Below are 22,135 nucleotides of genomic sequence, written 5' to 3' on the forward strand. Positions count from 1 at the left end.
GGCACTCTTCTTTGCAAGCGGGCGAATTACGCCCGGATTAATCTTGCGGGTAAGTGTACCGTAATTTTAAGTCCGCCGGCATCAGAGTGATCCGCTTTGATGGTGCCTTCGTGCGCCGCCACGATGTTCTGGCAAATCGCCAGGCCCAGACCTGAACCGCCGCTGGCGCGGTTGCGCGAGCTTTCCGCGCGGTAAAAACGCTCAAAAATCTGCTCGCGCTGCTCATCGGTAATGCCTGGCGCGCTGTCCTCAAACCAGATTATTGTCTGGTCCTGTTCCGCGCGCAGCGTAACGGTCAGTCCGCCGCCCGCATCGGTATAGCGCAGGCTGTTTTCCATCAGATTGGTGAACAGCTGCATCAGGCGATCCGGATCGCCGAACAGCGGCGCCGAATCGGGCAGGCGCAGCTGCAAAGTCAGTTCGCGGCTCTGGTAGCGCGCGATAAAGTTGGCCGCCACTATCTCCAGCAGCGGCACCAGGTCGATATCGCTGCGGCGATAGGCCAGCGCGCCTTCATCGGAGAGCGAAAGTTGATGAACATCGTCCACCAGTTTGGTCAGGGTCGCCACTTCGCCCTGCAGAGAAATAATCGATTCCGGCGTCAGCTTGCGCACGCCGTCCTGGATTGCCTCCAGCTCGCCGCGCAGGATTGCCAGCGGCGTGCGCAGCTCATGGGAAATATCAGCCATAAAAGCGCGCCGCATACTCTCGTTTTTCTCCAGCGTGCTGGCCAGCCGGTTGAAATCCTGCCCAAGCCGTCCCAGCTCGTCGCGATTATTGGCCTGCACGCGGGTGGTGAAATTGCCGGCGGCCAGATGATGCGTGCCTTCCACCAGCCTTTTTACCGGCGCCAGCAGGCCGCGCGACATCAGCCAGGTGACCAGCGCCGCCATCAGCATAGTCAGACCGACGATAATCCAGCTGGTGCGTTTCTGCTGCTGGTCGAAATTGATATCGGCGCTGCGGGTCAGTCTTTCCGGCGGCGAGCCAATGACCCAGCCCACGATATGGCCGCTGCTGGTGGTAATACTGCGGCGGCTGCCTTCCTGCGGCACCGGCGCGCGCGGCCCCATCATCACGCGGTACTGCTGATCGATAATCCAGAACTGCGTGCGCCAGCCGTGCGGCGGCAGCTGACTGTTAGCGTCGGGATTCTGCTCTAGCGAATGCAGGATTTGAAACACCAGCTTGTTGTTATGGCGCAAAAAATCCCAGTTGCCGTGCTGCTCGTACTGTTCAGCCAGCGCGTCGCTCAGTAACCCGAGCCGCTGCTCATTGCCTTTTTTGATGTAGTCGATAAAGCCGTGCTCAAAGCTGAGGCGGACGCCCCAGTGCATGGTGATCAGCACTAACATGCAGGTGGAAAAGATGGCGATAAAGAGTTTGGCGGTGATGCCGATTCGTAATTTTGCAAACATTCAGGGCTTTCTCCGACGGCTCGGCAGCGCATTTTTCGTGGAATCAGGGGGAACGTGGCGAAATATCAGCGCCGGCAAAATAATCACGGCCGCCATACAGATATAGGTGTAAATAAAGGCCTGCTGCGGCAGGCCGTCAGGCTGCGCCTGCTGGCCAAAGGCGCCCAGCAGCAAACCGGCGAGGGTAACGCCGACGCTCATCGACAGCTGCATCACCATCGACAGCAGGCTGTTGCCGCTGCTGGCCAACTCGTCCGGCAATGCTTTCAACGTCAGCGTGTTCATTGCCGAGAAGCGAATGGCGTTGACCATGCCCTGTAAAAACAGCACCAGCGGCAGCAGCCAGGCCCAGCCGAGCAGCGCCACGACCGGAAACAGCAGCACCACCAGCGCAAGCGCGACGGTGGCGCCGACCAGCACGTGGCGATAGCCGAAGCGGTTGACAATCTGCACTACGATACGCTTCATGCCCATGTTGCCCAGCACCATCGGGATCATCATCAACCCGGCGTGAAGCGGCGTATAGCCCAGGCCAACCTGCAGAAAAATCGGCGTCATAAAAGGCAGCATGCCGCTGCCGATACGGCCGGTAAGGCTGCCCAGCAGCCCGATGGCGTAGACAGGATTAGCAAACAGCTTCAGGCTGAACAGCGCGTCGTCATTGGCGCGAGCGTAAAACAGATAGGAGAGTAGAGAAAAGACGCCAGCCAGGATAAACAGGCACAGCAGCAGTGGCGACAGGCCCGTCACGCGCGAGCCGTCAAGCGCCAGCGTCAGCGTCGCCATGCCTGTGGCCAGCAGCAGAAAGCCGCGAAAATCGAAGCGGCGGCGCGGCAGCCGCAAATCGGGCATCAGCAGCAGCGTCGCCGTTGCGCCCGCCAGGCCGACCGGCAGGTTGATCAAAAAGATCCAGTGCCAGCTGGCGTACTGAACCAATACGCCGCCCAGCACTGGCCCGAGCAGCGGCCCGACCTGGCCCGGCAGCGTGACAAAGGTCATCGCCGCCATATACTGCGTGCGCGGCACCAGCTTCATCACCGTCAGCCTGCCGACCGGCACCATCATCGCGCCGCCGATCCCCTGCAGCACGCGCGAGGCGATCAGCTGATCGAGCGTGGCGGAGAGGGCGCAAAACAGCGAGCCGAGGCTGAACAGCACGATGGCGCTAAAAAAGATATTGCGCACGCCGAAGCGATCGGCCAGCCAGCCGCTGACCGGCAGCATCACCGCGACGGTCAGCACGTAGGAAACCACCACCGAATGCATATGCAGCGGATTCTGGCCGAGGCTGTGCGCCATCGCGGGCAGCGCGGTATTAACGATAGTGGTGTCCAGCGACTGCATAAAGAAGCCGAAAGCCACAATCCACAGCTGCCAGCGCACGCCGGGCGAAAGCGCGTTCATCAGCCCGTCGCCTCTTCGCCCGCCCGCACGCGGGGTTTTCTGCGCAGCTTATCCATATAGAGATAAATCACCGGCGTGGTGTAGAGCGTCAGTAGCTGGCTCATCACCAGGCCGCCGACGATAGTGATCCCCAGCGGCTGGCGCAGCTCCGCGCCGTCGCCCGAAGTCAGCACCAGCGGCAGCGCCCCCAGCAGCGCCGCCAGCGTGGTCATCATAATCGGCCGAAAGCGCAGCAGGCTTGCCTGGAAGATCGCCTCGCGCGCGCTGAGATTGCCGTTGCGCTGCGCGTCCAGCGCGAAATCGACCATCATAATGGCGTTCTTTTTCACGATGCCGATCAGCAGCAGAATACCGATCAGCGCAATCAGCGAGAAGGGCGCGCCGAACAGCTCCAGCGCCAGCAGCGCGCCCACGCCCGCCGAAGGCAGGGTTGAGAGGATAGTCAGCGGATGCACATAGCTTTCATACAGGATGCCGAGCACGATATAGACGGTGGCAATCGCTGCCAGGATCAGCCACAGCTGGCTGCTTTGCGTCTCCTGGAATATCTGCGCCGTGCCGGCGAAGCTGCCGCGCACGCTGGAAGGCACGCCCAGCGCGGTCATGCTGCGTTCAATGGCATCGGAAGCCTGGGAAAGCGACACGCCTTCCGGCAGGTTAAACGAAATGGTCGAGGCGGCGGAAAGCCCCTGATGGTTAACCGACAGCGGCGCGTTGGCTGGTTGCCACTTCGCGAAGCCGGAAAGCGGGATCGCTTTGCCTTCGTTATTAATCACGTACATCAAATCCAGCGAGCTGATGTCCTGGGTGTAGCGAGGGTCAACCTCCATCACCACTTTGTACTGATTCAGCGGCTGGTAGATGGTGGAAATCTGTCGCTGGCCAAAGGCGTTGTTCAGCAGGCTGTTGGCTTCGGAAACGTTGATCCCCAGCTGCGCCATACGCGTGCGGTCGTAGACCAGCGCCATTTCCGATCCTTTGTCCTGCTGATCGGAGTTGACGTCCGCCAGCTCTGGCAGGGCGGCAAAGGCCTGGCGGATTTTCGGCTCCCAGGCGCGCAGGTCGTCCAGATCGTCCGACAGCAGCGTGTACTGGTAACCCGCGTTGGATTCGCGTCCGCCGGCCCGCAAATCCTGCACCGCCATCAGAAACAGATTGGCGCCCGGCTCTTTCGCCAGCTTAACGCGCAGCCGGGCAATAACCGCCTGAGCGCTGTCGCTGCGTTCGCTAAGCGGCTTGAGCGAGATAAACATCGAGCCGCTATTGGTGCGGGAGCCGCCGGTAAAGCCGACCACGCTCTCCACTGCCGGATCGTCGCGGACGATTTTCATAAAGTCTTCCAGCTTGCCGCGCATCGACTGGAAGGAGATGCTCTGATCGGCCTGGATAAAGCCCATCAGCCTGCCGGTATCCTGTTCAGGCATAAAGGTTTTCGGCACCACCACGTAGAGATACATGGTCAGGCCGATGGTGGCGATAAACAGCAGCAGCGTCCAGCGCGAGTGATTCAACACCCAGTTAAGCGAACGTCCATAGCCGCGCTGGATCCCTGTCAGCACGCGGCCGAAACCGCGCAGGCGCGGCTGCTCGCGTTTGGCGTGCGCCTTCAGCAGTCGGCCGCACATCATCGGCGTCAGCGTGATGGAGATCAGCAGCGAGATAAGGATAGAGACGGAAAGCGTTACGGCGAACTCGCGGAAGAAGCGGCCAATCAGCCCGCCGAGCATCAGCAGCGGCAGAAACACCGCCACCAGCGACAGACTCATCGACAACACGGTAAAGCCGACTTCGCGCGTGCCCTGCAGCGCGGCCTGAATTGGTTTCATGCCCGCTTCTACATGGCGGGAAATATTCTCCAGCACCACGATGGCGTCGTCGACCACAAAGCCCGTCGCCACCGTCAGCGCCATCAGCGAGAGGTTATTGAGGCTGAAGCCGCACAGATACATGGCGGCGAAGGTGCCGATCAGCGACACCGGTACGGCTACAGCGGGGATTAGCGTAGCGCGTCCCGAACGCAGGAAGATAAACACCACCAGGATCACCAGCCCGACGGAAATCACCAGCGACTGCTCCACCTCGGCCAGCGAAGCGCGGATCGTGGGCGAGCGATCCTGGGCGACATCCAGCTGGATAGAGGCCGGAATGCTGTTGCGCAGCTCCGGCACCGCCGCACGAATGCGATCGACGGTATCGATAATATTCGCTTCCGGCAGCTTGCGGATCATCAGCAGGATCGCCGGTTTGGCGTTGGCCATCCCGGCGTTACGCACGTCCTGTACCGAATCCGTGACGTTGGCGACATCCTGCAGGCGTACCGCCGCGCCGTTGTTATAGTGGACGATCAGCGGCTGATACTCCGCCGCCGTTTTCAGCTCGTCGTTGGTTTTAATCTGCCAGCGATGCTGTTCGTCTTCAATCGCGCCCTGCGGCCTGCGCTGATTGGCGTTGCTGATGGCCGTGCGCACCGCGTCCAGCGACACGCCCTGGTTGAACAGCGCCTGCGGATTGAGATCCACGCGCACGGCGGGCAGCGAGCTGCCGCCCACGGAAACGTCGCCGACGCCTTCGATCTGCGCCAGCTTCTGCGCCAGCTGGGTTGAGGCGTAGTCGTAGAGATCGCCCTGCGACCAGGCGTCCGAGGTCAGCGTCATAATCATAATCGGCGCGTCGGAAGGATTGATTTTACGCCAGGTCGGCCGGCTCGGCATGCCCGTCGGCAGCAGGCTTTGCGCCGCATTGATCGCGCCCTGCACGTCGCGCGCCGCGCCGTTGATGTCGCGGTCGTAATCAAACACCAGGATAATGCGCGTGCTGCCCAGCGAGCTGGTAGAGGTCATTTCGCTGACGCCCGCGATACGGCCCAGCGAGCGCTCCAGCGGCGTAGCCACCGACGAAGCCATCGTCTCCGGCGAGGCGCCGGGCAGCGAGGCGGAGATCAGGATGACCGGGAAATCGACCTGCGGCAGCGGCGCCACCGGCAGCAGGCGAAAGCTCAGCACGCCCGCCAGCGCGATGGCGATGGTCAGCAGAATAGTGGCGACCGGCCGGTGAATAAACAGCGCGAAAAATTTCACTCAGCCTCCTTTGCCAGCAAACGACGGCGTGTGGCGTGCGCCAGGCGGTCAAACAGCAGGTAGATGACCGGCGTGGTGAACAGCGTCAGCACCTGGCTGACGATCAGGCCGCCCACCATCGCCACGCCCAGCGGACGGCGCAGCTCGGCGCCGACGCCGGTACTGAGCATCAGCGGCAGCGCGCCCAGCAGCGCCGCCAGCGTGGTCATCAGAATAGGGCGGAAGCGCAGCAGACAGGCCTGGTAGATCGCCTCGTATGGCGCCATGCCCTGTTCGCGCTCCGCCGCCAGCGCAAAGTCGATCATCATGATGGCGTTTTTCTTCACGATGCCGATCAGCAGGATAATGCCGATAATGGCGATCACATCCAGCTCGTTGCCGCTGAGCATCAGCGCCAGCAGCGCGCCGACGCCCGCCGTCGGCAGCGTGGAGAGAATGGTGATAGGGTGAATAAAACTCTCGTAAAGCACGCCCAGCACGATATACATCGCCACTACGGCGGCCACGATCAGCCAGACGGTGCTGGAGAGCGCCGCCTGAAACGCCAGCGTGCTGCCCTGGAATTTGGTCATGATTTCCGCCGGCATCGCCATATCCCGTTCGGCCTGGGTAATGGCGTTGACCGCTTCCTCCAGCGAATAGCCGTCGCTGACGTTGAAGGAAAAGGTGGTCGACGGGAACTGATCCAGATGGTTGATGCTTAGCGCGCCGTGACGCTGCTCGACGCTGGCGATAGCGCTGAGCGGCACGCTGCCGCCGTCGGTGCTGTTCAGGCGAATGGACTCCAGCGCGGCCAGGCCCGGCGTGGCGGAGATATCGTTTTCCAGCACCACGCGGTACTGGCTCGCCTGAGTATAAATAGTGGAGATCAGCCGCTGACCAAAAGCGTTATAAAGGGCGTTATCGACGTCGGCCATGCTGATGCCGAGACGGCTGGCGTTATCGCGATCCACCTTGATATAGGCTTCCAGTCCCCGATCCTGCCAGTCGCTGCTGACGTCCTTCAGCTGCGGCAGCTGCTTCAGCGCCTCGGTAAGCTTCGGTACCCACAGGCTCAGCGACTCCAGCGAGCCGGTCTGCAGCGTAAACTGGTACTGCGTGCGGCTGAGCTGGGTATCGATAGTCAGATCCTGCACCGGCTGCAGATAAAGCTCGATGCCGGGCAGGCTGGCGATAGACTGCTGCAGGCGCTCAATCACTGCCGGAATGCGATCCTCGCGCTCGCTCAGCGGCTTGAGGTTAATCTGCAGCCGCCCGCTGTTCAGCGCCGGATTGGTGCCGTCCACGCCGACGAACGAGGTCAGGCTCTCTACCGCCGGATCTTTCATGATAATCGAGGCAACCTGCTGCTGGCGCTGCGCCATGTTGCGCCAGGAAACCGACTGCGGCGCCTGCAGCGTACCCTGGATAATGCCGTTATCCTGCAGCGGGAAAAAGCCTTTCGGGATCGCAATCCACAGCAGGATGGTGATGGCCAGCGTGCCGAGCGCCACGCCCAGCGTCAGCCACGGATGGTTGAGCACGCGCTTCAGGAAGCGGCCATAGGCGGCGATAACGCGATCGAACAGCGCCTCGCTGGCGCGCGAAAAGCGGTTTTGTTTGCGCAGGGATTCCACGCTGAGCATCCGCGCGCACATCATCGGCGTTAATGTTAGCGACACCACGGCGGAGATCAGAATCGAAATGGCCAGCGTCACGGCGAATTCGCGGAACAGCCTGCCGACGATATCCCCCATAAACAGCAGCGGGATCAGTACCGCAATCAGCGAGAAGGTGAGTGAGATAATGGTAAAGCCGATCTCGCCCGCGCCTTTCAGCGCCGCAGCCAGCGGCTTTTCGCCTTTTTCGATATAGCGCGAAATGTTCTCGATCACCACGATGGCGTCATCCACCACGAAACCGGTGGCGATGGTCAGCGCCATCAGCGTCAGGTTATTGATGGAGAAGCCAAGGAAATAGATAACGGCGAAGGTGCCGACCAGCGACAGCGGCACCGCCACGGCCGGAATAATCGTCGCCGGCACGTTGCGCAGAAACAGGTAAATGATCATCACCACCAGCGCAATCGCCAGCATCAGCTCAAACTGCACGTCATGCACCGAGGCGCGGATATTGGTGGTGCGATCGGTAAGGACCTTGACCTCTACCGATTTCGGCAGCGAGGCGGTTAGCGCGGGAAGCATTTTGCGGATGCTGTCGGCGGTGGTAATGATATTGGCGCCCGGCTGGCGCTGAATATTCAGCACGATCGCCTGCTGGCGATTGGCCCAGGCGCCCAGCCAGCTGTTTTCCGCGCCTTGCTCAACGGTGGCGACGTCGCGCAGGCGCACCGGCGCGCCGTTCTGCCAGCTGATAATCAGCTGACGATAATCCTCTGCCGACTTCATCTGATCGTTGGCGGAAAGGGTAATAGAGCGCTCCGGCCCGTCCAGGCTGCCTTTCGCCGAGTTGACGTTGGCGCTGCTGATGGCGGTGCGCACCGTTTCGCTGGTTAAGCCCAGCGAGGCGAGCGCCTGCGCGTTCAGCTTCACGCGCACCGCAGGACGCTGACCGCCCGCCAGCGTCACCAGGCCGACGCCGGAAACCTGCGAAATTTTCTGCGCCACGCGCGTCTCCACCATATCCTGCACCTGAGTCATCGGCATACTGGTGGTGGTGACGGCCAGCGTCATAATCGGCGGATCGGCAGGATTGACCTTGCTGTAAACCGGCGGATTAGGCAGATCGGAAGGCAGCAGATTGGTCGCCGCGTTGATGGCGGCCTGCACTTCCTGCTCGGCCACGTCCAGCGGCAGCGACAGCTGAAACTGCAGCGTCACCACCGAGGCGCCGCCGGAGCTTTGCGAAGCCATCTGCTTTAAGCCCGACATCTGGCCGAACTGCCGCTCCAGCGGCGCGGTGACCGCCGAGGTCATCACATCCGGGCTGGCGCCGGGATAGAGCGTCACCACCTGAATGGTCGGGTAGTCGACCTCCGGCAGCGCGGAAACAGGCAGATAGCGATAGCCGAGAATACCGGCCAGCAGGATGGCGATCATCAGCAGCGTGGTCGCTACAGGACGCAGAATAAACAGGCGGGAAGGGCCGCCGCCCGGCGTGGATGGCATCACCTGCATTACTGGCGCGCTCCTTTAGCGGGCGGCGTCGTCTTGCCGGTGAGCGGCGTGGACTGCGGCGCGACCACTTCAACCGTGGCGCCTTCCGTCAGGCGATCGATACCGTCGGTGACCACGCTTTCGCCTTCGTCCAGCCCGGCGTCGATAATCGCTTTTTCGCTGTCCTGCACGCTAACGGTAACGGTTTTTTTGCTGACCTTGTTGTCGCTGTTGACCACCCAGACAAAGTGGCCCTCGTTGCCCATCTGCAGCGCCGCGACCGGGATAACGATAGCGTCCTGCAGCGTGTTGACCTGCAGACGGGCGTTAACGAACTGATTCGGGAAGAGGCGATCGTCTTCGTTGGCGAACTGCGCTTTGACCTTGATAGTGCCGGTGGTGACGTCGATTTGGTTATCCATACTCAGCAGCCTGCCGGTAGCCAGCAGCGTTTTATTGCTGCGATCCCAGGCTTCGACCGGGATTGGCTGTCCCGATTTTTGCGCTTTCAGCAGGGTTTCGATCTGATTTTCCGGCAGCGTGAACACCAGCTCTACCGGATGCGTCTGGGTAATCACCACGATGCCGTTGCTGTCGCCGCTGCTGACATAGTTGCCGATATCGACCTGACGCAGGCCTACACGGCCGTCGATGGGCGAGGTAATGCGGCTGTAGGTCAGATTCAGCTGGGCGCTGGCGACGCTGCCTTCGTCCGCTTTAATCGTGCCCAGGGTTTCGCTGACCAGCGCGCGCTGTGTATCCAGCTCCTGTTGCGATACCAGGTTGGTTTTCACCAGTTTCTCCAGCCTCGCCAGATCGCGACGGGCATTGGCCAGCGTCGCCTGATCTCTGGCCAGCTGGCCCTGAGCCTGGGTCAGCGCCACCTGAAATGGGCGGGGATCGATTTCCGCTAGCAGCTGGCCCGCTTTGACCTGTTGGCCTTCGGTAAAGTGGATCGCCACCAGATCGCCATCCACGCGGCTGCGCAGCGTAACGGTATTAGCGGCGGCAACGGTGCCGAGCCCGGTAAGATATTGCGGCACGCTCTGGCGCGCGGCGGCGGCGGCCTGCACCGGCGACAGCGCGCCGCCCATCGCATGACGTCCGCCGCCCTTAGCGCGCGCAGAGTCCGTTTTTTGTGTTGGGGCAGGCTGCGTGCCGTGGCTGTGCCACCAGTAGATTCCGCCCGCTGCGAGAGCGACGAGCACCAGAAGAGTGATTTGAGTACGGCGCCGGGTGTTCATCCTGTTATCAATTCTCCAGAAGCAAAGTTAGCGTCGGGCAAAGAGCCATACAGACTATGGAAGCCGGATGGCGAAGACGCTTAATTTTTCAATTTTAACGGGTTTATCAATGATAAAAATGAAGGAATTAAGAATAACCGTTCAGTAAGTGTAAGTATTCATGCCTTGTAATGCTTTTACTTTGCCTCAACAGGCTCCTCGTCAGGATGTTTGCTAAGCTAATAGTCACTGCAGAAACCCTTTCAATACAGGAGCATAAAGATGACTATACCGCATCGCGCGCTGGGCCGTACCGGCATTCAGGTTCCGACGCTGACTTTCGGCGGCAACGTGTTCGGCTGGACGGTCGATCAGCAAACGTCTTTCTCCCTGCTGGACGCGCTGGTGGAAAAAGGCCTCTTTTTTATCGATACCGCTGACTGCTACTCGCGCTGGGCGCCGGGCAACCAGGGCGGCGAATCCGAAACCATTATCGGCAACTGGCTGAAAAAAACCGGCAAACGCAACCAGATCGTACTGGCGACCAAAGTGGGTATGGAAATGGGCGAAGGCAAAACCGGCCTGGCGCCCGCTTATCTACGCCAGGCGGTTGAAGCTTCGCTGCGGCGTCTGCAAACCGACTATATCGATCTCTATCAGGCGCACCGCGACGACAGCGACACGCCTTTGCAGGAAACCCTGGCAACTTTCGACGCGCTGATTAAAGAAGGCAAAGTGCGGGCGATTGGCGCCTCCAACTACAGCGCGGAGCGCCTGGCGGAAGCCCTGAAAATCAGCGAAGCGCAGAACCTGGCGCGCTATGAAACGCTGCAGCCGGAGTATAACCTCTACGATCGCCAGCAGTACGAAAGCGGGCTGGAGCAGGTAGCGCGGCAAAACGAGCTGGGCGTCATTAACTACTACTCGCTGGCCAGCGGCTTTCTGAGCGGCAAATATCGCAGCAGGGCTGACGCGAGTAAAAGCAAGCGTGGCGAAGGCGTGGTCGATAAATACTTAAACGACCGTGGCCTGCGTATCCTGCAGGCGCTGGATGACGTTGCCGAAGAGAGCCAGGCCACGCCCACGCAGGTCGCGCTGGCATGGCAGATCGCGCGTCCGGGCATTACCGCGCCAATTGTCAGCGTCACTTCGCTTGCTCAGCTGGAGGAGCTGAGCAAAGCCGCCGCGCTTAAGCTCAGCGATGCAGCAATCAGCAGGCTGACCGAAGCCAGCCGCTACTGATTAGCGAAACAGCACCTGCGCCCAGCGCGCCAGACCGGCGGTGACGGAACCAAAGTCATCGCCGCTGGCCAGCGGAATATCGGGCAGCAACTGCTGCAGCGCCTGCCGCAGCACCGGCGAGCGAGCGCTGCCGCCGGTCAGATAGATCACATCCGGTTTGGTGCCGCTCTCGTCCAGCGCCAGCTTCACCTGCTCCTGAATGCGCTCCAGCGGCTGCGCGATAGCGGCTTTCAGGGCCTCGGCACTGATATCTGTCGCCAGAGCCTGGTCGATAAAATCCAGCGTCGCGGTTGCCTGAGGCCGTTCCGAAAGGGCGATCTTACTCTCTTCCGCCGCGCGCACCAGGCGATAGCCCAGACGCTGCTGCCAGACTTTCAGCAGGCGCTTCACTTTTTCCGGCTCCTGCGCGTCGCGGATCAGATCCTGCAGCTGCTTGCGGCTGGCCGTGGCGTAAAAATCGCTCTGCGCGGGCACGTCGTTAATGGCGATAGCATTCCACCACGGTAGCGCAGGCAGCGCGATGCCTTTCTGCGTCTGGCCGCCGCTGCCCAGCAACGGCATCAGCTCTTTAAAGGCCAGCATGATATCCAGATCGTTACCGCCGACGCGACAGCCGCTGTGGCCCAGCAGGCTCTCCTGACGCTCGGCTTTATCGTGCCACTGCGGCCCCATCAGCAGCATCGAGCAGTCGGTGGTGCCGCCGCCGATATCCACGATCAGCACGCGCGTCTCTTCTTTAAGGGTAGCTTCAAACTCCAGTCCTGCCGCTACCGGCTCGAACTGAAACTCCACTTCTTTGAAACCGGCACGGCTTGCGGCGCGGGCCAGAATACCCTGCGCCTGGCGGTTGGCCTCTTCGCCGCCCAGCCCCTGAAAGTTGACCGGACGACCGATAACCGCCTGGGTAATGCTCTCGTCGATCTGCGCTTCAGCCTGCTGGCGAATATGCAGCATCATCGCGCACACCAGATCTTCGAAAAAAGCGACCTGTTGCGGCTTCAGGCCGCTGGCGCCCAGGAAGGACTTCGGCGATTTCACGAACCAGGTCTCTTCCGGCTCCGCCATATACTGCGCCAGCGACGCCAGCCCGAACTGCACGCTGGCGGGCGTCACTTCGATATCTTCTTCGCGGTTGAAGGCCAGCGCGCGACGTAAAATCGCCTGGTTTTCAGCTTCCGGGGTCGGCACCTGATGATGGCGGAACAGCCATTCGCTGACCGTGTCGCGCGTTGGCGAGCAGAGCATCGAGGGCAGCAATCTGGCGCCGTTTTCCAGCGGCAGCAGGAGAGGCGAGCCCTCTTTCATAATGGCTACCGAACAGTTTGCCGTCCCGTAATCAAAGCCGATAAACATTCCTTCTCTCCGCTAATAAAAAAAGGGAGCGACTTTAGCCCAGGGGCGACAGGAGAGCAAGGGCCGCGCGCGCTTTAATTGCGTCGGCGGCGGGAAGGGCGAAGCGCGGTCAGCGCGGCGGCTGCGGCAGAATCTGTTCGTTTTCGCGCTGCGACAGCACGGGTTTCAGGGTATCGATCAGCCTGGCGTCGTAAACGGAAAGCTGGCCGCGACCGTTGTGCTTGGCGTTATAACAGGCCAGGTCGGCCTGAGCCATCACTTCGCTGGCGTGAGCATTCTCCCGGCTCAGCAGCGTGATGCCCGCGCTGGCGCCGATGCGATGCAGCTGGCCTTCCCAGTAAAAAGCGTAGTGATTCACCGCGTCCACCAGCCGTTCCGTCACTTCGCGCGCTTCATTCAGGGCGCAGTCAGGCAGCAGCACGCCAAACTCGTCGCCGCCCAGCCGCGCCAGGAAATCGCCGCTGCGCAGGTGCTGTTTCATCTGTACGGAGATCTCTCGCAGTAGCGCGTCGCCCGCGGCGTGTCCGGCGCTGTCGTTAACCGCCTTAAAGCGATCCAGATCGATAAAGATCAGCGTGTGCTGGCGCTGCTGCTGACAGGCGCTGAGCAGCAGCTGCTTCAGCCGCTGTTCGAAGCTGACGCGGTTAGGCAGGCGGGTCAGCATATCGTGCGAGGCGCCATAGCTCAGCCGTCGCATCATCTCCCGCGATTCGCTGACGTCCTGAATGACGATTACGCTGCCGATATAGTCGCCCTGTTGGGTTTTCAGCGGCGTAATGCTGTAGTGAATATCGAACCGATCGCCGGAGCGGTTATGCAGCACCAGCTCCCGATCCAGCTCCGATTTGCTGTGCGGCAGTTCGCACAGCAGCAGATTTTCCATCTCCGGCCCGTCGCTGCCGTGCGTGATGCGCAGCAGTTCGCTGAGCGGTTTGCCCGCCGCTTCCTCCTGCGTCCAGCCGCTCATTACCTCCGCCACCGGATTCATAAAGGTAACGCGCATCTCTTCGTCGGTGCTGATCACCGCTTCGCCGATGGCGTCCAGCGTGATATGCATTCGCTCTTTTTCCTGATAGAGCGCGTCGGTCAGCAGGCGCATCTCCGTAATATCCTGATTGATGCCGAGCATTCTTTCCACGTTGCCGTCGTCGTCGAGCACCAGCGTCGACTGGCTGCGGATAAAGCGGATGCCGTTGTCGGTGACGATGCGAAATACTACGTCCACCGCTGAAGACTTTCTTATTCCCTGGTCAAATGCGTCGATGGCCAGCTGCCGATCGGCGGGCAGCAGGCTGTTGACCCAGGTAAGGTAGGTCGCATGACCCTCTTCCCGCAGGCCGTAGATCTGGAACATGCGCTTGTCCCAGTTCATCTTGCCGGTCTTCAGGCTCCAGTCCCAGACGCCGATGCCTGCCGCTTCGTTGGCCAGGGTAATGCGCTGCATCAGGCGACGGTTAACCGCCTCGGTCTGTTTGAGATCGGAGATATCCTCGATTTGCGAGATAAAGTAGAGCGGCCGCCGGTCGACGTCGCGCACCAGCGAAACCGCCAGCAGCACCCAGACGATGCGGCCATCTTTCCGCAAATAGCGTTTTTCATGACTGTAGGTTTCAATAGTGCCCGCGAGCAGCGCATTGAGCTTGCCTTCATCGCTGACCAGATCGTCGGGATGCGTCAGCGCCTGAAAGGTCATACTGGTCAGCTCTTCCCTGCTGTAGCCCAGCAGCCGGCAAAGCGACTGGTTAACCTGCAGCCAGCGACCATCCGGCGACACCAGCGCCATGCCGATTACCGAATACTCCATGGCGTGGCGAAAGCGCGCTTCGCTCTGCGTGATATGCTTTTTCTCCTCGCGAAAAGAGTGCATTACCTGCGTCATGATATGGCTGGGAATAATCGCCAGCAAAAACGGCAGCCAGGGCGCGCTGCCCGCCACGGAAAGGGCGTCGGTATACTGCATCAGCAGGTTCAGCGCCAGCAGTATGCTCATCATTACCAGCGTAGCCAGAAACACAATATAGGCGGAAAAGCGCGGCAGGCGCACGGCGCTATAGAAGAGCACCACCATGACAAAAGTGAAAGACCAGGGCAGGTAGCGCAGCGCGCAGTAGCTCAGGGCCAGGGTAGCGATCAGCGTCAGCAGCGTTTCAAACAGCGCGCGCTGGCTGAAGGATCTACGCAGCTCGTCGCGCTGCCACAACAGACATACCGGGCCAAGCGCCAGCATACCGATGGTTTCCGAGATGGCCCAGGTGCTAAAAAAATGGAGGCTGGCCTGGCCGCTAAAGCTCAGCGCCCAGCAGGCGAGCAGCGCGCCGGCCAGCGGCATAAAGATACCAACCGCCGCCACCATTTTGCACCAGCTGAGCAGGGAATCCAGCGGCGCCTTCTGGTCGAGTAACCGCCGCAGCAGCAGGCCGCCCAGCAGCGCCTGCAGCAAATTAATCAGCGGAAACATGAGCAGCGTCAGCTCGCTGCCCATGATTAAGCGATTAGCGACGACGACCCCAATCAGACAGCCGCCCAGCAGCACCGGCAGCTTGCGCAGCGGATAGCGGAAAACAAGCATGGTCATCAGCGCGGTGGGCAGCCACAGCGAAGAGATTTGCACGCTGACCTTGATCAGTTCCAGGCAGAACAGCGTCAGAACAAAGGCGAGCGCGCCAAACAGCGCTCCTCTGCACCAGAAGAGAGAAGAGCGGCCAGCGGGGGAAAAAGTATCAGTCGTCATATCAATCCAGCGAGGCAACGGAGGTCGGTCAGCTCGTACCGGTTTAATGCTAACACAACGATTTTTGAATGCCTGCGGTAATTCAAAAGATCGCTCTATTCGGACGATTGACCCCGCCAGCCACGGCACTACTGGCGCAGCTTCAGCAAATCGGCGCGTGTCCAGGGATGATCGATACCGGCGATCTGCACGGAAAGGCGCTGTAAAAACTGCTGCGTGGTGGCGAGACGGCCATGACTCAGCAGCAGCAGAGGCAACAGCAGCGCAACGCAAAGCTGCAGCGAGGAGAATCCCTGCAGCCGTGAACGGCGCTGACTCACCAGAAAAGCCGTACTCAGCGTAAAGCCCAGAATCAGGCCGGTGACCACTTCACTCACGGAGTGATAGCTAAGCAGCAGTCGCGAGACGCCAACCAGCACGGGGATCAGATAGCCGACAGCGACGGCGAACCGGCGGCCGTTTTCGCTCAGGCGACCGCTGAACAGCCAGAGCATGACCGGCCACAGCGTGGCCGACATGGCGGTATGGCCGCTGAAACCGGTAAAGTTAAGATGGGCGCTGCCAAGACCAAAGCCCATAAAAGCGATTTTGGAAAGACTGACCACCGCACCGGCGGTGCAGAACGCCAGCGCCCAAAGCCAGACCGCGCGACGATCGCTGTTTTTCCAGCCGATCAGGCCAGCCATGACGATAGCGGTGGGAATAAGCAGCATGCTGTCGCCAAAATAGGTCAAAAAGTGCAATGTACGCCAGTACAAGGTGTTTCCTTATTATGCTGTGCGGTTCCGACGAGCCTTTTGTGACAGCGTAAAATCGCTGCCGACCACGCGCGAAACGAAAAGATGATCCCGACTGCCGTCAGTTTACCGATCGGTGTCGGCAAGGTATAACGGGAAAGTCTTAAAAGAGCGCCGCCGCTTTTTTCTGGCATCAACACCCCGAAATCCCTATAATTATGCGCGAATTCATCCTCTCCATCTGTCTCAGACACAAATCAGGTCTTTAATTTTATGACTGACAAGTCGCATCAGTGCGTCATCGTAGGTATCGCCGGCGCATCTGCCTCGGGAAAAAGTCTTATTGCCAGCACGCTTTATCGCGAAGTCCGCGATCGGGTCGGCGATGAAAATATTGGTGTTATCCCTGAGGATGCTTACTACAAAGACCAAAGCCACCTGACCATGGATGAGCGGGTTAAAACCAACTATGACCATCCCAGCGCGATGGATCATAATCTGCTGCTGCAGCATCTGCAGATGCTGAAAGCGGGCGAGGCGATCGATCTGCCGGTCTACAGCTATGTCGAACATACCCGTACCGCGCAGACCATTCAGCTGAAGCCGAAAAAAGTGATTATTCTGGAAGGGATTCTGTTGCTGACGGATGCGCGCCTGCGCGCCGAAATGAACTTTTCGATCTTTGTGGATACGCCGCTGGATATCTGCCTGATGCGCCGCATGAAGCGTGACGTCAACGAACGTGGCCGTTCGATGGACTCCGTGATGGCGCAGTATCAGAAAACAGTGCGTCCGATGTTCCTGCAGTTTATCGAACCTTCCAAACAGTATGCCGATATTATCGTGCCTCGCGGCGGCAAAAACCGCATCGCGATCGATATTCTGAAGGCGAAGATCAATCAGTTCTTCGAGTAAATGCTGCCCGACGCCCCGCAAGGCGGCTCGGGTATTCCGCGCAGGGGGCGACCCGCTCCCGCCGTTCAGCCTATTGTTTTGGAGTAACTTTCCATGCGTTTATGCGACCGCGATATAGAAGCCTGGCTCGACAGCGGCCAGCTCGATATCTCTCCACGTCCGCCGGTCGAGCGTATCAACGGCGCCACCGTTGACGTTCGCCTCGGCAACCAGTTCCGCACCTTCCGTGGCCATACCGCCGCCTATATCGATCTCAGCGGCCCGAAAGATGAGGTCAGCGCGGCGCTTGACCGCGTGATGAGCGACGAAATCGTGCTGCCGGAAGGCGAAGCTTTCTTTCTGCATCCCGGCGAACTGGCGCTGGCGGTGACTTTTGAATCCGTTACGCTGCCGGATAATCTGGTCGGCTGGCTGGATGGCCGCTCGTCGCTGGCCCGCCTCGGCCTGATGGTGCACGTTACCGCGCACCGCATCGATCCGGGCTGGCAGGGACGTATCGTGCTGGAGTTCTATAATTCTGGTAAGCTGCCGCTGGCGTTAAGGCCGGGTATGCTGATTGGCGCGCTGAGCTTCGAACCGCTTTCCGCGCCTGCGGCTCGTCCCTATAACCGTCGTCAGGACGCCAAGTACAAAGGCCAGCAGGGCGCGGACGCCAGCCGCATCGATAAAGATCAGGACGCTTAATGGCGGCAGGCCAGCGTACGGCCCTTTTGTCCGTCAGCCGCGTCGTCAGTAGTGGAAGTTATAAGGGGAAGGCATGAAAAGGTTTATCACCACCCTGGCCATTTTGCTGGTGGTCATCGTGGCCGGCATGACGGCGCTGGTGTTGCTGGTCAATCCCAACGATTTTCGCGCCTATATGGCCAGGCAGGTCGAGCAGCGCAGCGGCTACCGGCTGACGCTGAACGGCGATTTGCGCTGGCACGTCTGGCCGCAGCTCAGCATTCTCTCCGGCCCGATGAGCCTGACCGCGCCGGGCGCGCAGCAGCCTTTCGTCAGCGCCAGCAATATGCGGCTCGACGTCAAGCTTCTTCCTCTGCTCTCCCATCAGCTGGCGGTAAAACAGGTGCTGCTGAAAGAGGCGGTCATTCGCCTGACGCCAGACAGCGCCGCGCAGCGCCCGGCCAACGCGCCGCAGGGCCCGGCGGATTCGCCGCCGCCGTCGCCGCTGACCCAGCGCTGGACCTTCGATATCGACAACCTGCAGGTGGCCGACAGCCTGCTGATCTGGCAGCAGAGCAGCGGCGAGCAGCTTAACGTGCGCGACCTCAACCTCAGGCTGTCGCAAAACCAGCAGCGTCATGCCCATCTTGAACTGGGCAGCCGCGTCAGCCGCGATCAGCGCGAGCTGAATCTGAATCTGAACGCGGATGTGGATCTCAGCCGCTACCCGCAGCATCTCGCGGCGACGATCAACCAGCTGGATTACCAGCTCGGCGGCGCGGATTTGCCGCAGGAAGGAGTGAAAGGGCAGGCCAGCCTGCAGGCGGAGTGGAGCGACAGCGACGCTTTCCGCCTGAACAACCTGGCGCTGAGCCTGAACGACAGCCAGCTGACCGGCAGCGCCAGCGGTACGCTGGCGAACCGGCCGCAGATCCAGCTAAACCTTCATGCGCCGATGCTCAATATGGATTCGCTGCTGGGGCTGGAAAGCGGCGGCGACGGCCAGACTATTCAGGCGCGGCGCTCCGCTCCGGCGCCCGTTATCGCCCAGCCCGCGCAGGCTAACGTCGATTCTCTTTTCAACCAGATGGATGGGCAGCTGACGCTGTCGGCGGATCAAATGCGCTGGCGCGGCCTGGCCTTTGATCAGGTCGCGCTGCAGGCCAGCAGCAGCAACGGGCTGCTGACGCTGGCGACGCTAAGCGGCAAAGCGGGCAACGGCGCGTTTTCTCTGCCGGGCAGTATCGATTTCCGCTCGCCGCGCGCGCAGGCGTCGCTGACGCCGTCGCTGCAGAATATCGCCGTCGCGCCGCTGCTGAAAGCCTTTGAGCTGCCGCCTTCGCTGAGCGGCGATTTGACGCTGAACGGCAATTTCAGCGGCGCCGGACTGACCGTAGCCGATTTCAAGCGCGACTGGCAGGGTAGCGCCGAACTCAGCCTGAATAACGCGCTGATGTCCGGACTGAATTTCCAGCGCATGATCCAGCGCGCCGTGGAGCGAAGCAGCAACCGTGTTCATGCCGCCGCCGCGCCTGAAAGCGATTTCCAGCACATCACCGGTAAAATGACGCTGCAAAAAGGGCTGCTCGCCTTTGTCGATCTGGACGGCCGCGCCTCTATGCTGAACTACAGCGGCCAGGGCACGGTTAATATGGCGGCGAAGCAGGCGGATATGAATTTCGGCGTTACGGTCACCGAAGGCTGGCAGGGCGACGGCGAAGTAATCGAACGGCTGCGGCAGACGCCGGTTCCGCTACGGATTTACGGCCCGTGGGACGGGCTGAACTACTCGCTGCAGATCGATCAGGTACTGCGCCAGCAGCTGCAGGATGAGGCGAAAAAGCGCCTGAAACAGTGGTCGGAAAAAAATCCCGAGAACGGCAAAAGCAGCTCGGTGCAGAAGTTAATCAAGGATCTCTGAGGCGAAACGCTGATAAAGCAGGGCTTTATCAGCGTCAGCGTTATGCTTCCTCTTCCTGCGCTAAAGGAATAATCTGCACTTTCTGCACGCGATGGCTTTCAACCTGCAGCGTGCGGAACAAACAGTCGTCGATCTGAATCTCTTCGCCTTCCTGCGGCACGCGCTGCATATGCTCCATCAACAGGCCAGCCAGCGTGTGGTACTCCCTTTTTTCATCCAGCGGCAGCGGTACGTACAGAATCAGGTCGTCCAGCGGCATATGGCCGTTAGCCGTCCAGCTGCCGTCGGCGTTTTGCTGAATATCGTAGCGGGGATCGATCGTTTCACCTTCGTTAGGCAAATTGCCCGCGATGGTTTCCATCACGTCGCTCAACGTCACGACGCCTTCTACTGAACCGAACTCATCCACTACAAAGGCGAAATGGGTGCGCGCGTTGCGAAACTGCTCCAGCGCCGGCAGTAGCGAAAGCTGTTCCGGGAAAACCAGCGGCTGGCGGATAAGGGCGCGAATATCCAGACTGTCGCCATGCAGCGCCTGCTTCAGCAGATCGATTACGTGCACTACGCCCAGCGGGTCTTCGCTGTTTTCCGTTACCACGATACGCGTGTGCTGGTTCAGATCGAGCGTCGCCATGATCTCTTCCGGCGACTCGCTGAGATCCACCGAGGCGATATCCTGCCGCGACGTCATAATGCTGCTCACCGTGCGCTGGCCCATACCCAGCACGCGCGCAATCATCATGCGTTCCTGCTTGTTAAAAATGGCCTGGCTGCCGCCATCCGCCACCAGCGAAGAGGTTTCCGCGTCCAGCTCCGTCTGGTCGTGACTGCCGCGCAGCAGATTCAGTACGGCCTCGGCGGTGCGCTTGCGTAGAGGCGCTTTCGCGGAGAGAAACCGGCGACGGTTAAAGTGCGCCAGCTGGTTCAGCGCCTCGATAATCACCGAGAAACCGATGGCGGCGTAAAGATAGCCTTTGGGAATGTGATAGCCGAAGCCGTCCGCCACCAGGCTGAAACCAATCATCAGCAGAAAGCTCAGGCAGAGGATTACTATAGTCGGATGCTGATTAACGAAGCGCGTCAGCGGTTTACTGGCCAGCAACATTAAGCAAATCGCGATAATCACGGCCGCCATCATTACTGCCAGATGGTCCACCATGCCGACGGCGGTAATCACGGAATCCAGAGAAAAAACCGCATCCAGCACCACAATCTGCGCCACTACCGGCCAGAATTTCGCCCCACGCTTTTGTGGATTCTCATCCTCGTCTTTGCCTTCCAGCCTTTCATTCAGCTCTACGGTAGCTTTGAACAGCAGGAAGACGCCGCCCAGCAACATAATCAGGTCGCGCGCGCTAAACGCGTGGCCCGATACCGAGAAGAGGGCAGAGGTCAGGGAAGAGAGCCAGGAGATAGAGGCCAGTAACAGCAGGCGCATCACCAGCGCCAGCAGCAGACCCGTTACGCGGGCGCGGTCGCGCTGCGCGGGCGGCAGCTTCTCCGCCAGAATGGCGATAAAGACGAGATTATCAATGCCCAGCACCAGTTCCAGCACGATCAGGGTGACAAGGCCAGCCCAGATTGACGGATCGGCGATCCACTCAAACATCAGAAATTCACTCTCAGGATTAAGGAAATGCCATGATGATAGTGAACGCCCTCTGATTCAACAAATAATCCCGCTGCTCGCCGCGTTAAAGCGATAAAGGGCGCTGTTCGATGGCGCCAATTTTTAGAATTATCCGAGCAAAGATTGCCTTCTGATTAAAAGGTTTTCAGGAATATTCGCATAGGTCTGTCCGATAAAGTAAGGGATACTTAAGAGATGAAGTTAAGTCAGACAGGATTATTCTTACTCTGAACGTAAAGCTAATCCGAATTTTATCGCGGGGAAAAAGATGAAAGCTAAGGTATAGCGTGGCGCTGCAGGTAGTCTTAATCCTAAAAGAGCGCATGGGGGAGAGCGGGCTCTTGTAAACAGGCCAGTAATAACTAGTATAGCAATGTGTTAGTAAATGGCTGCGTTAATGTAGCAATTAGCACGGTCGTGTTTTGACGTCCTTTTTATGTTTGCAGTTCAGGGGGCGATAAAATGCGTCTTAAGATGGCAGGATAAAACCAACATGTCAGGACAAGATACAGCGCATTGGCAGCTACAAGCCAGGGGCGGTAGCGTGTTCGAAACGGTGGAAAAACGTGCTGCACTGGCGAAGAAAGCACCGTGGTTGTTGATTTTACATGTCCTCTCCGATCGTACTGCCAGTTGCCATGACCTTTTACACAACTTCTGAATACGTCTCCTGTGGAATAAACAGCATGCCTGAAAACTTGCGGTTCTTAGCGGTGAAATTATTAA

Annotated in this window: 14 protein-coding genes; 5 read left to right on the forward strand and 9 right to left on the reverse strand. The window is 59.8% G+C overall.

Annotation, left to right across the window (positions count from 1 at the left end):
• Nucleotides 1-26: 26 nt before the first annotated feature.
• Genes baeS through MKZ79_RS01130 form a run of 5 tightly spaced genes read right to left on the reverse strand, consistent with a single transcriptional unit; the run spans nucleotide 27 to nucleotide 10,238 of the window.
• On the reverse strand, nucleotides 27-1,418 hold the full coding sequence (gene baeS, locus MKZ79_RS01110; RefSeq protein ID WP_336139369.1) for a two-component system sensor histidine kinase BaeS: 1,392 nt from the start codon (nucleotides 1,416-1,418) through the stop codon (nucleotides 27-29).
• A complete protein-coding gene (mdtD, locus tag MKZ79_RS01115; RefSeq protein ID WP_336139371.1) occupies nucleotides 1,419-2,822 on the reverse strand; it encodes a multidrug transporter subunit MdtD in 1,404 nt (467 codons plus the stop codon). It lies immediately after the preceding gene.
• Nucleotides 2,822-5,899, reverse strand: coding sequence for a multidrug efflux RND transporter permease subunit MdtC (gene mdtC / locus MKZ79_RS01120; protein WP_336139373.1), 3,078 nt, complete (start codon nucleotides 5,897-5,899; stop codon nucleotides 2,822-2,824). The genes mdtD and mdtC overlap by 1 nt, the downstream gene beginning before the upstream one ends.
• A complete protein-coding gene (locus MKZ79_RS01125; RefSeq protein ID WP_336139376.1) occupies nucleotides 5,896-9,015 on the reverse strand; it encodes an MdtB/MuxB family multidrug efflux RND transporter permease subunit in 3,120 nt (1,039 codons plus the stop codon). The genes mdtC and MKZ79_RS01125 overlap by 4 nt, the downstream gene beginning before the upstream one ends.
• Entirely contained in the window at nucleotides 9,015-10,238 is a 1,224-nt protein-coding gene (locus MKZ79_RS01130; protein WP_336139380.1) for an MdtA/MuxA family multidrug efflux RND transporter periplasmic adaptor subunit, read from the reverse strand. The genes MKZ79_RS01125 and MKZ79_RS01130 overlap by 1 nt, the downstream gene beginning before the upstream one ends.
• Before the next feature lie 261 nt (nucleotides 10,239-10,499).
• Between MKZ79_RS01130 and MKZ79_RS01135 the strand changes: the two genes are divergently transcribed.
• Nucleotides 10,500-11,459 (forward strand): aldo/keto reductase, encoded by a 960-nt coding sequence (locus tag MKZ79_RS01135; protein ID WP_336139383.1) that lies wholly within the window; start codon nucleotides 10,500-10,502, stop codon nucleotides 11,457-11,459.
• Here the strand turns inward: MKZ79_RS01135 and yegD are convergent, their stop codons facing one another.
• The 3 genes from yegD to MKZ79_RS01150 form a co-directional block, all read right to left on the reverse strand.
• Nucleotides 11,460-12,812, reverse strand: a complete 1,353-nt coding sequence (gene yegD, locus MKZ79_RS01140; RefSeq protein ID WP_336139385.1) for a molecular chaperone — start codon at nucleotides 12,810-12,812, stop codon at nucleotides 11,460-11,462. It lies immediately after the preceding gene.
• A gap of 109 nt (nucleotides 12,813-12,921) precedes the next feature.
• Nucleotides 12,922-15,543 carry a diguanylate cyclase gene (locus tag MKZ79_RS01145; RefSeq protein ID WP_336139387.1) on the reverse strand — a complete coding sequence of 874 codons (2,622 nt, stop codon included), beginning with the start codon at nucleotides 15,541-15,543 and terminating at the stop codon, nucleotides 12,922-12,924.
• Between the two features lie 128 nt (nucleotides 15,544-15,671).
• Nucleotides 15,672-16,301, reverse strand: coding sequence for a phosphatase PAP2 family protein (locus MKZ79_RS01150; protein ID WP_336139389.1), 630 nt, complete (start codon nucleotides 16,299-16,301; stop codon nucleotides 15,672-15,674).
• A 252-nt stretch (nucleotides 16,302-16,553) separates the two neighbouring features.
• Between MKZ79_RS01150 and udk the strand changes: the two genes are divergently transcribed.
• The 3 genes from udk to asmA all read left to right on the forward strand — a co-directional run bounded on the left by udk (nucleotide 16,554) and on the right by asmA (nucleotide 19,779).
• Nucleotides 16,554-17,195, forward strand: a complete 642-nt coding sequence (gene udk / locus MKZ79_RS01155) for a uridine kinase (protein WP_336139391.1) — start codon at nucleotides 16,554-16,556, stop codon at nucleotides 17,193-17,195.
• A gap of 93 nt (nucleotides 17,196-17,288) precedes the next feature.
• Nucleotides 17,289-17,879 (forward strand): dCTP deaminase, encoded by a 591-nt coding sequence (gene dcd / locus MKZ79_RS01160; protein WP_336139394.1) that lies wholly within the window; start codon nucleotides 17,289-17,291, stop codon nucleotides 17,877-17,879.
• A gap of 73 nt (nucleotides 17,880-17,952) precedes the next feature.
• Nucleotides 17,953-19,779, forward strand: a complete 1,827-nt coding sequence (asmA, locus tag MKZ79_RS01165) for an outer membrane assembly protein AsmA (protein WP_336139396.1) — start codon at nucleotides 17,953-17,955, stop codon at nucleotides 19,777-19,779.
• A 40-nt stretch (nucleotides 19,780-19,819) separates the two neighbouring features.
• Here the strand turns inward: asmA and MKZ79_RS01170 are convergent, their stop codons facing one another.
• Complete coding sequence (locus MKZ79_RS01170; RefSeq protein ID WP_336139398.1) at nucleotides 19,820-21,388, reverse strand: TerC family protein; 1,569 nt, start codon at nucleotides 21,386-21,388, stop codon at nucleotides 19,820-19,822.
• 514 nt (nucleotides 21,389-21,902) lie between these two features.
• Between MKZ79_RS01170 and MKZ79_RS01175 the strand changes: the two genes are divergently transcribed.
• Nucleotides 21,903-22,070: a hypothetical protein gene (locus MKZ79_RS01175; RefSeq protein WP_336139400.1), complete on the forward strand. Its 168-nt coding sequence runs from the start codon at nucleotides 21,903-21,905 to the stop codon at nucleotides 22,068-22,070.
• Nucleotides 22,071-22,135: the final 65 nt, after the last annotated feature.

Source organism: Erwinia sp. CGal63 (assembly GCF_037026505.1).
Lineage (GTDB): Bacteria > Pseudomonadota > Gammaproteobacteria > Enterobacterales > Enterobacteriaceae > Erwinia.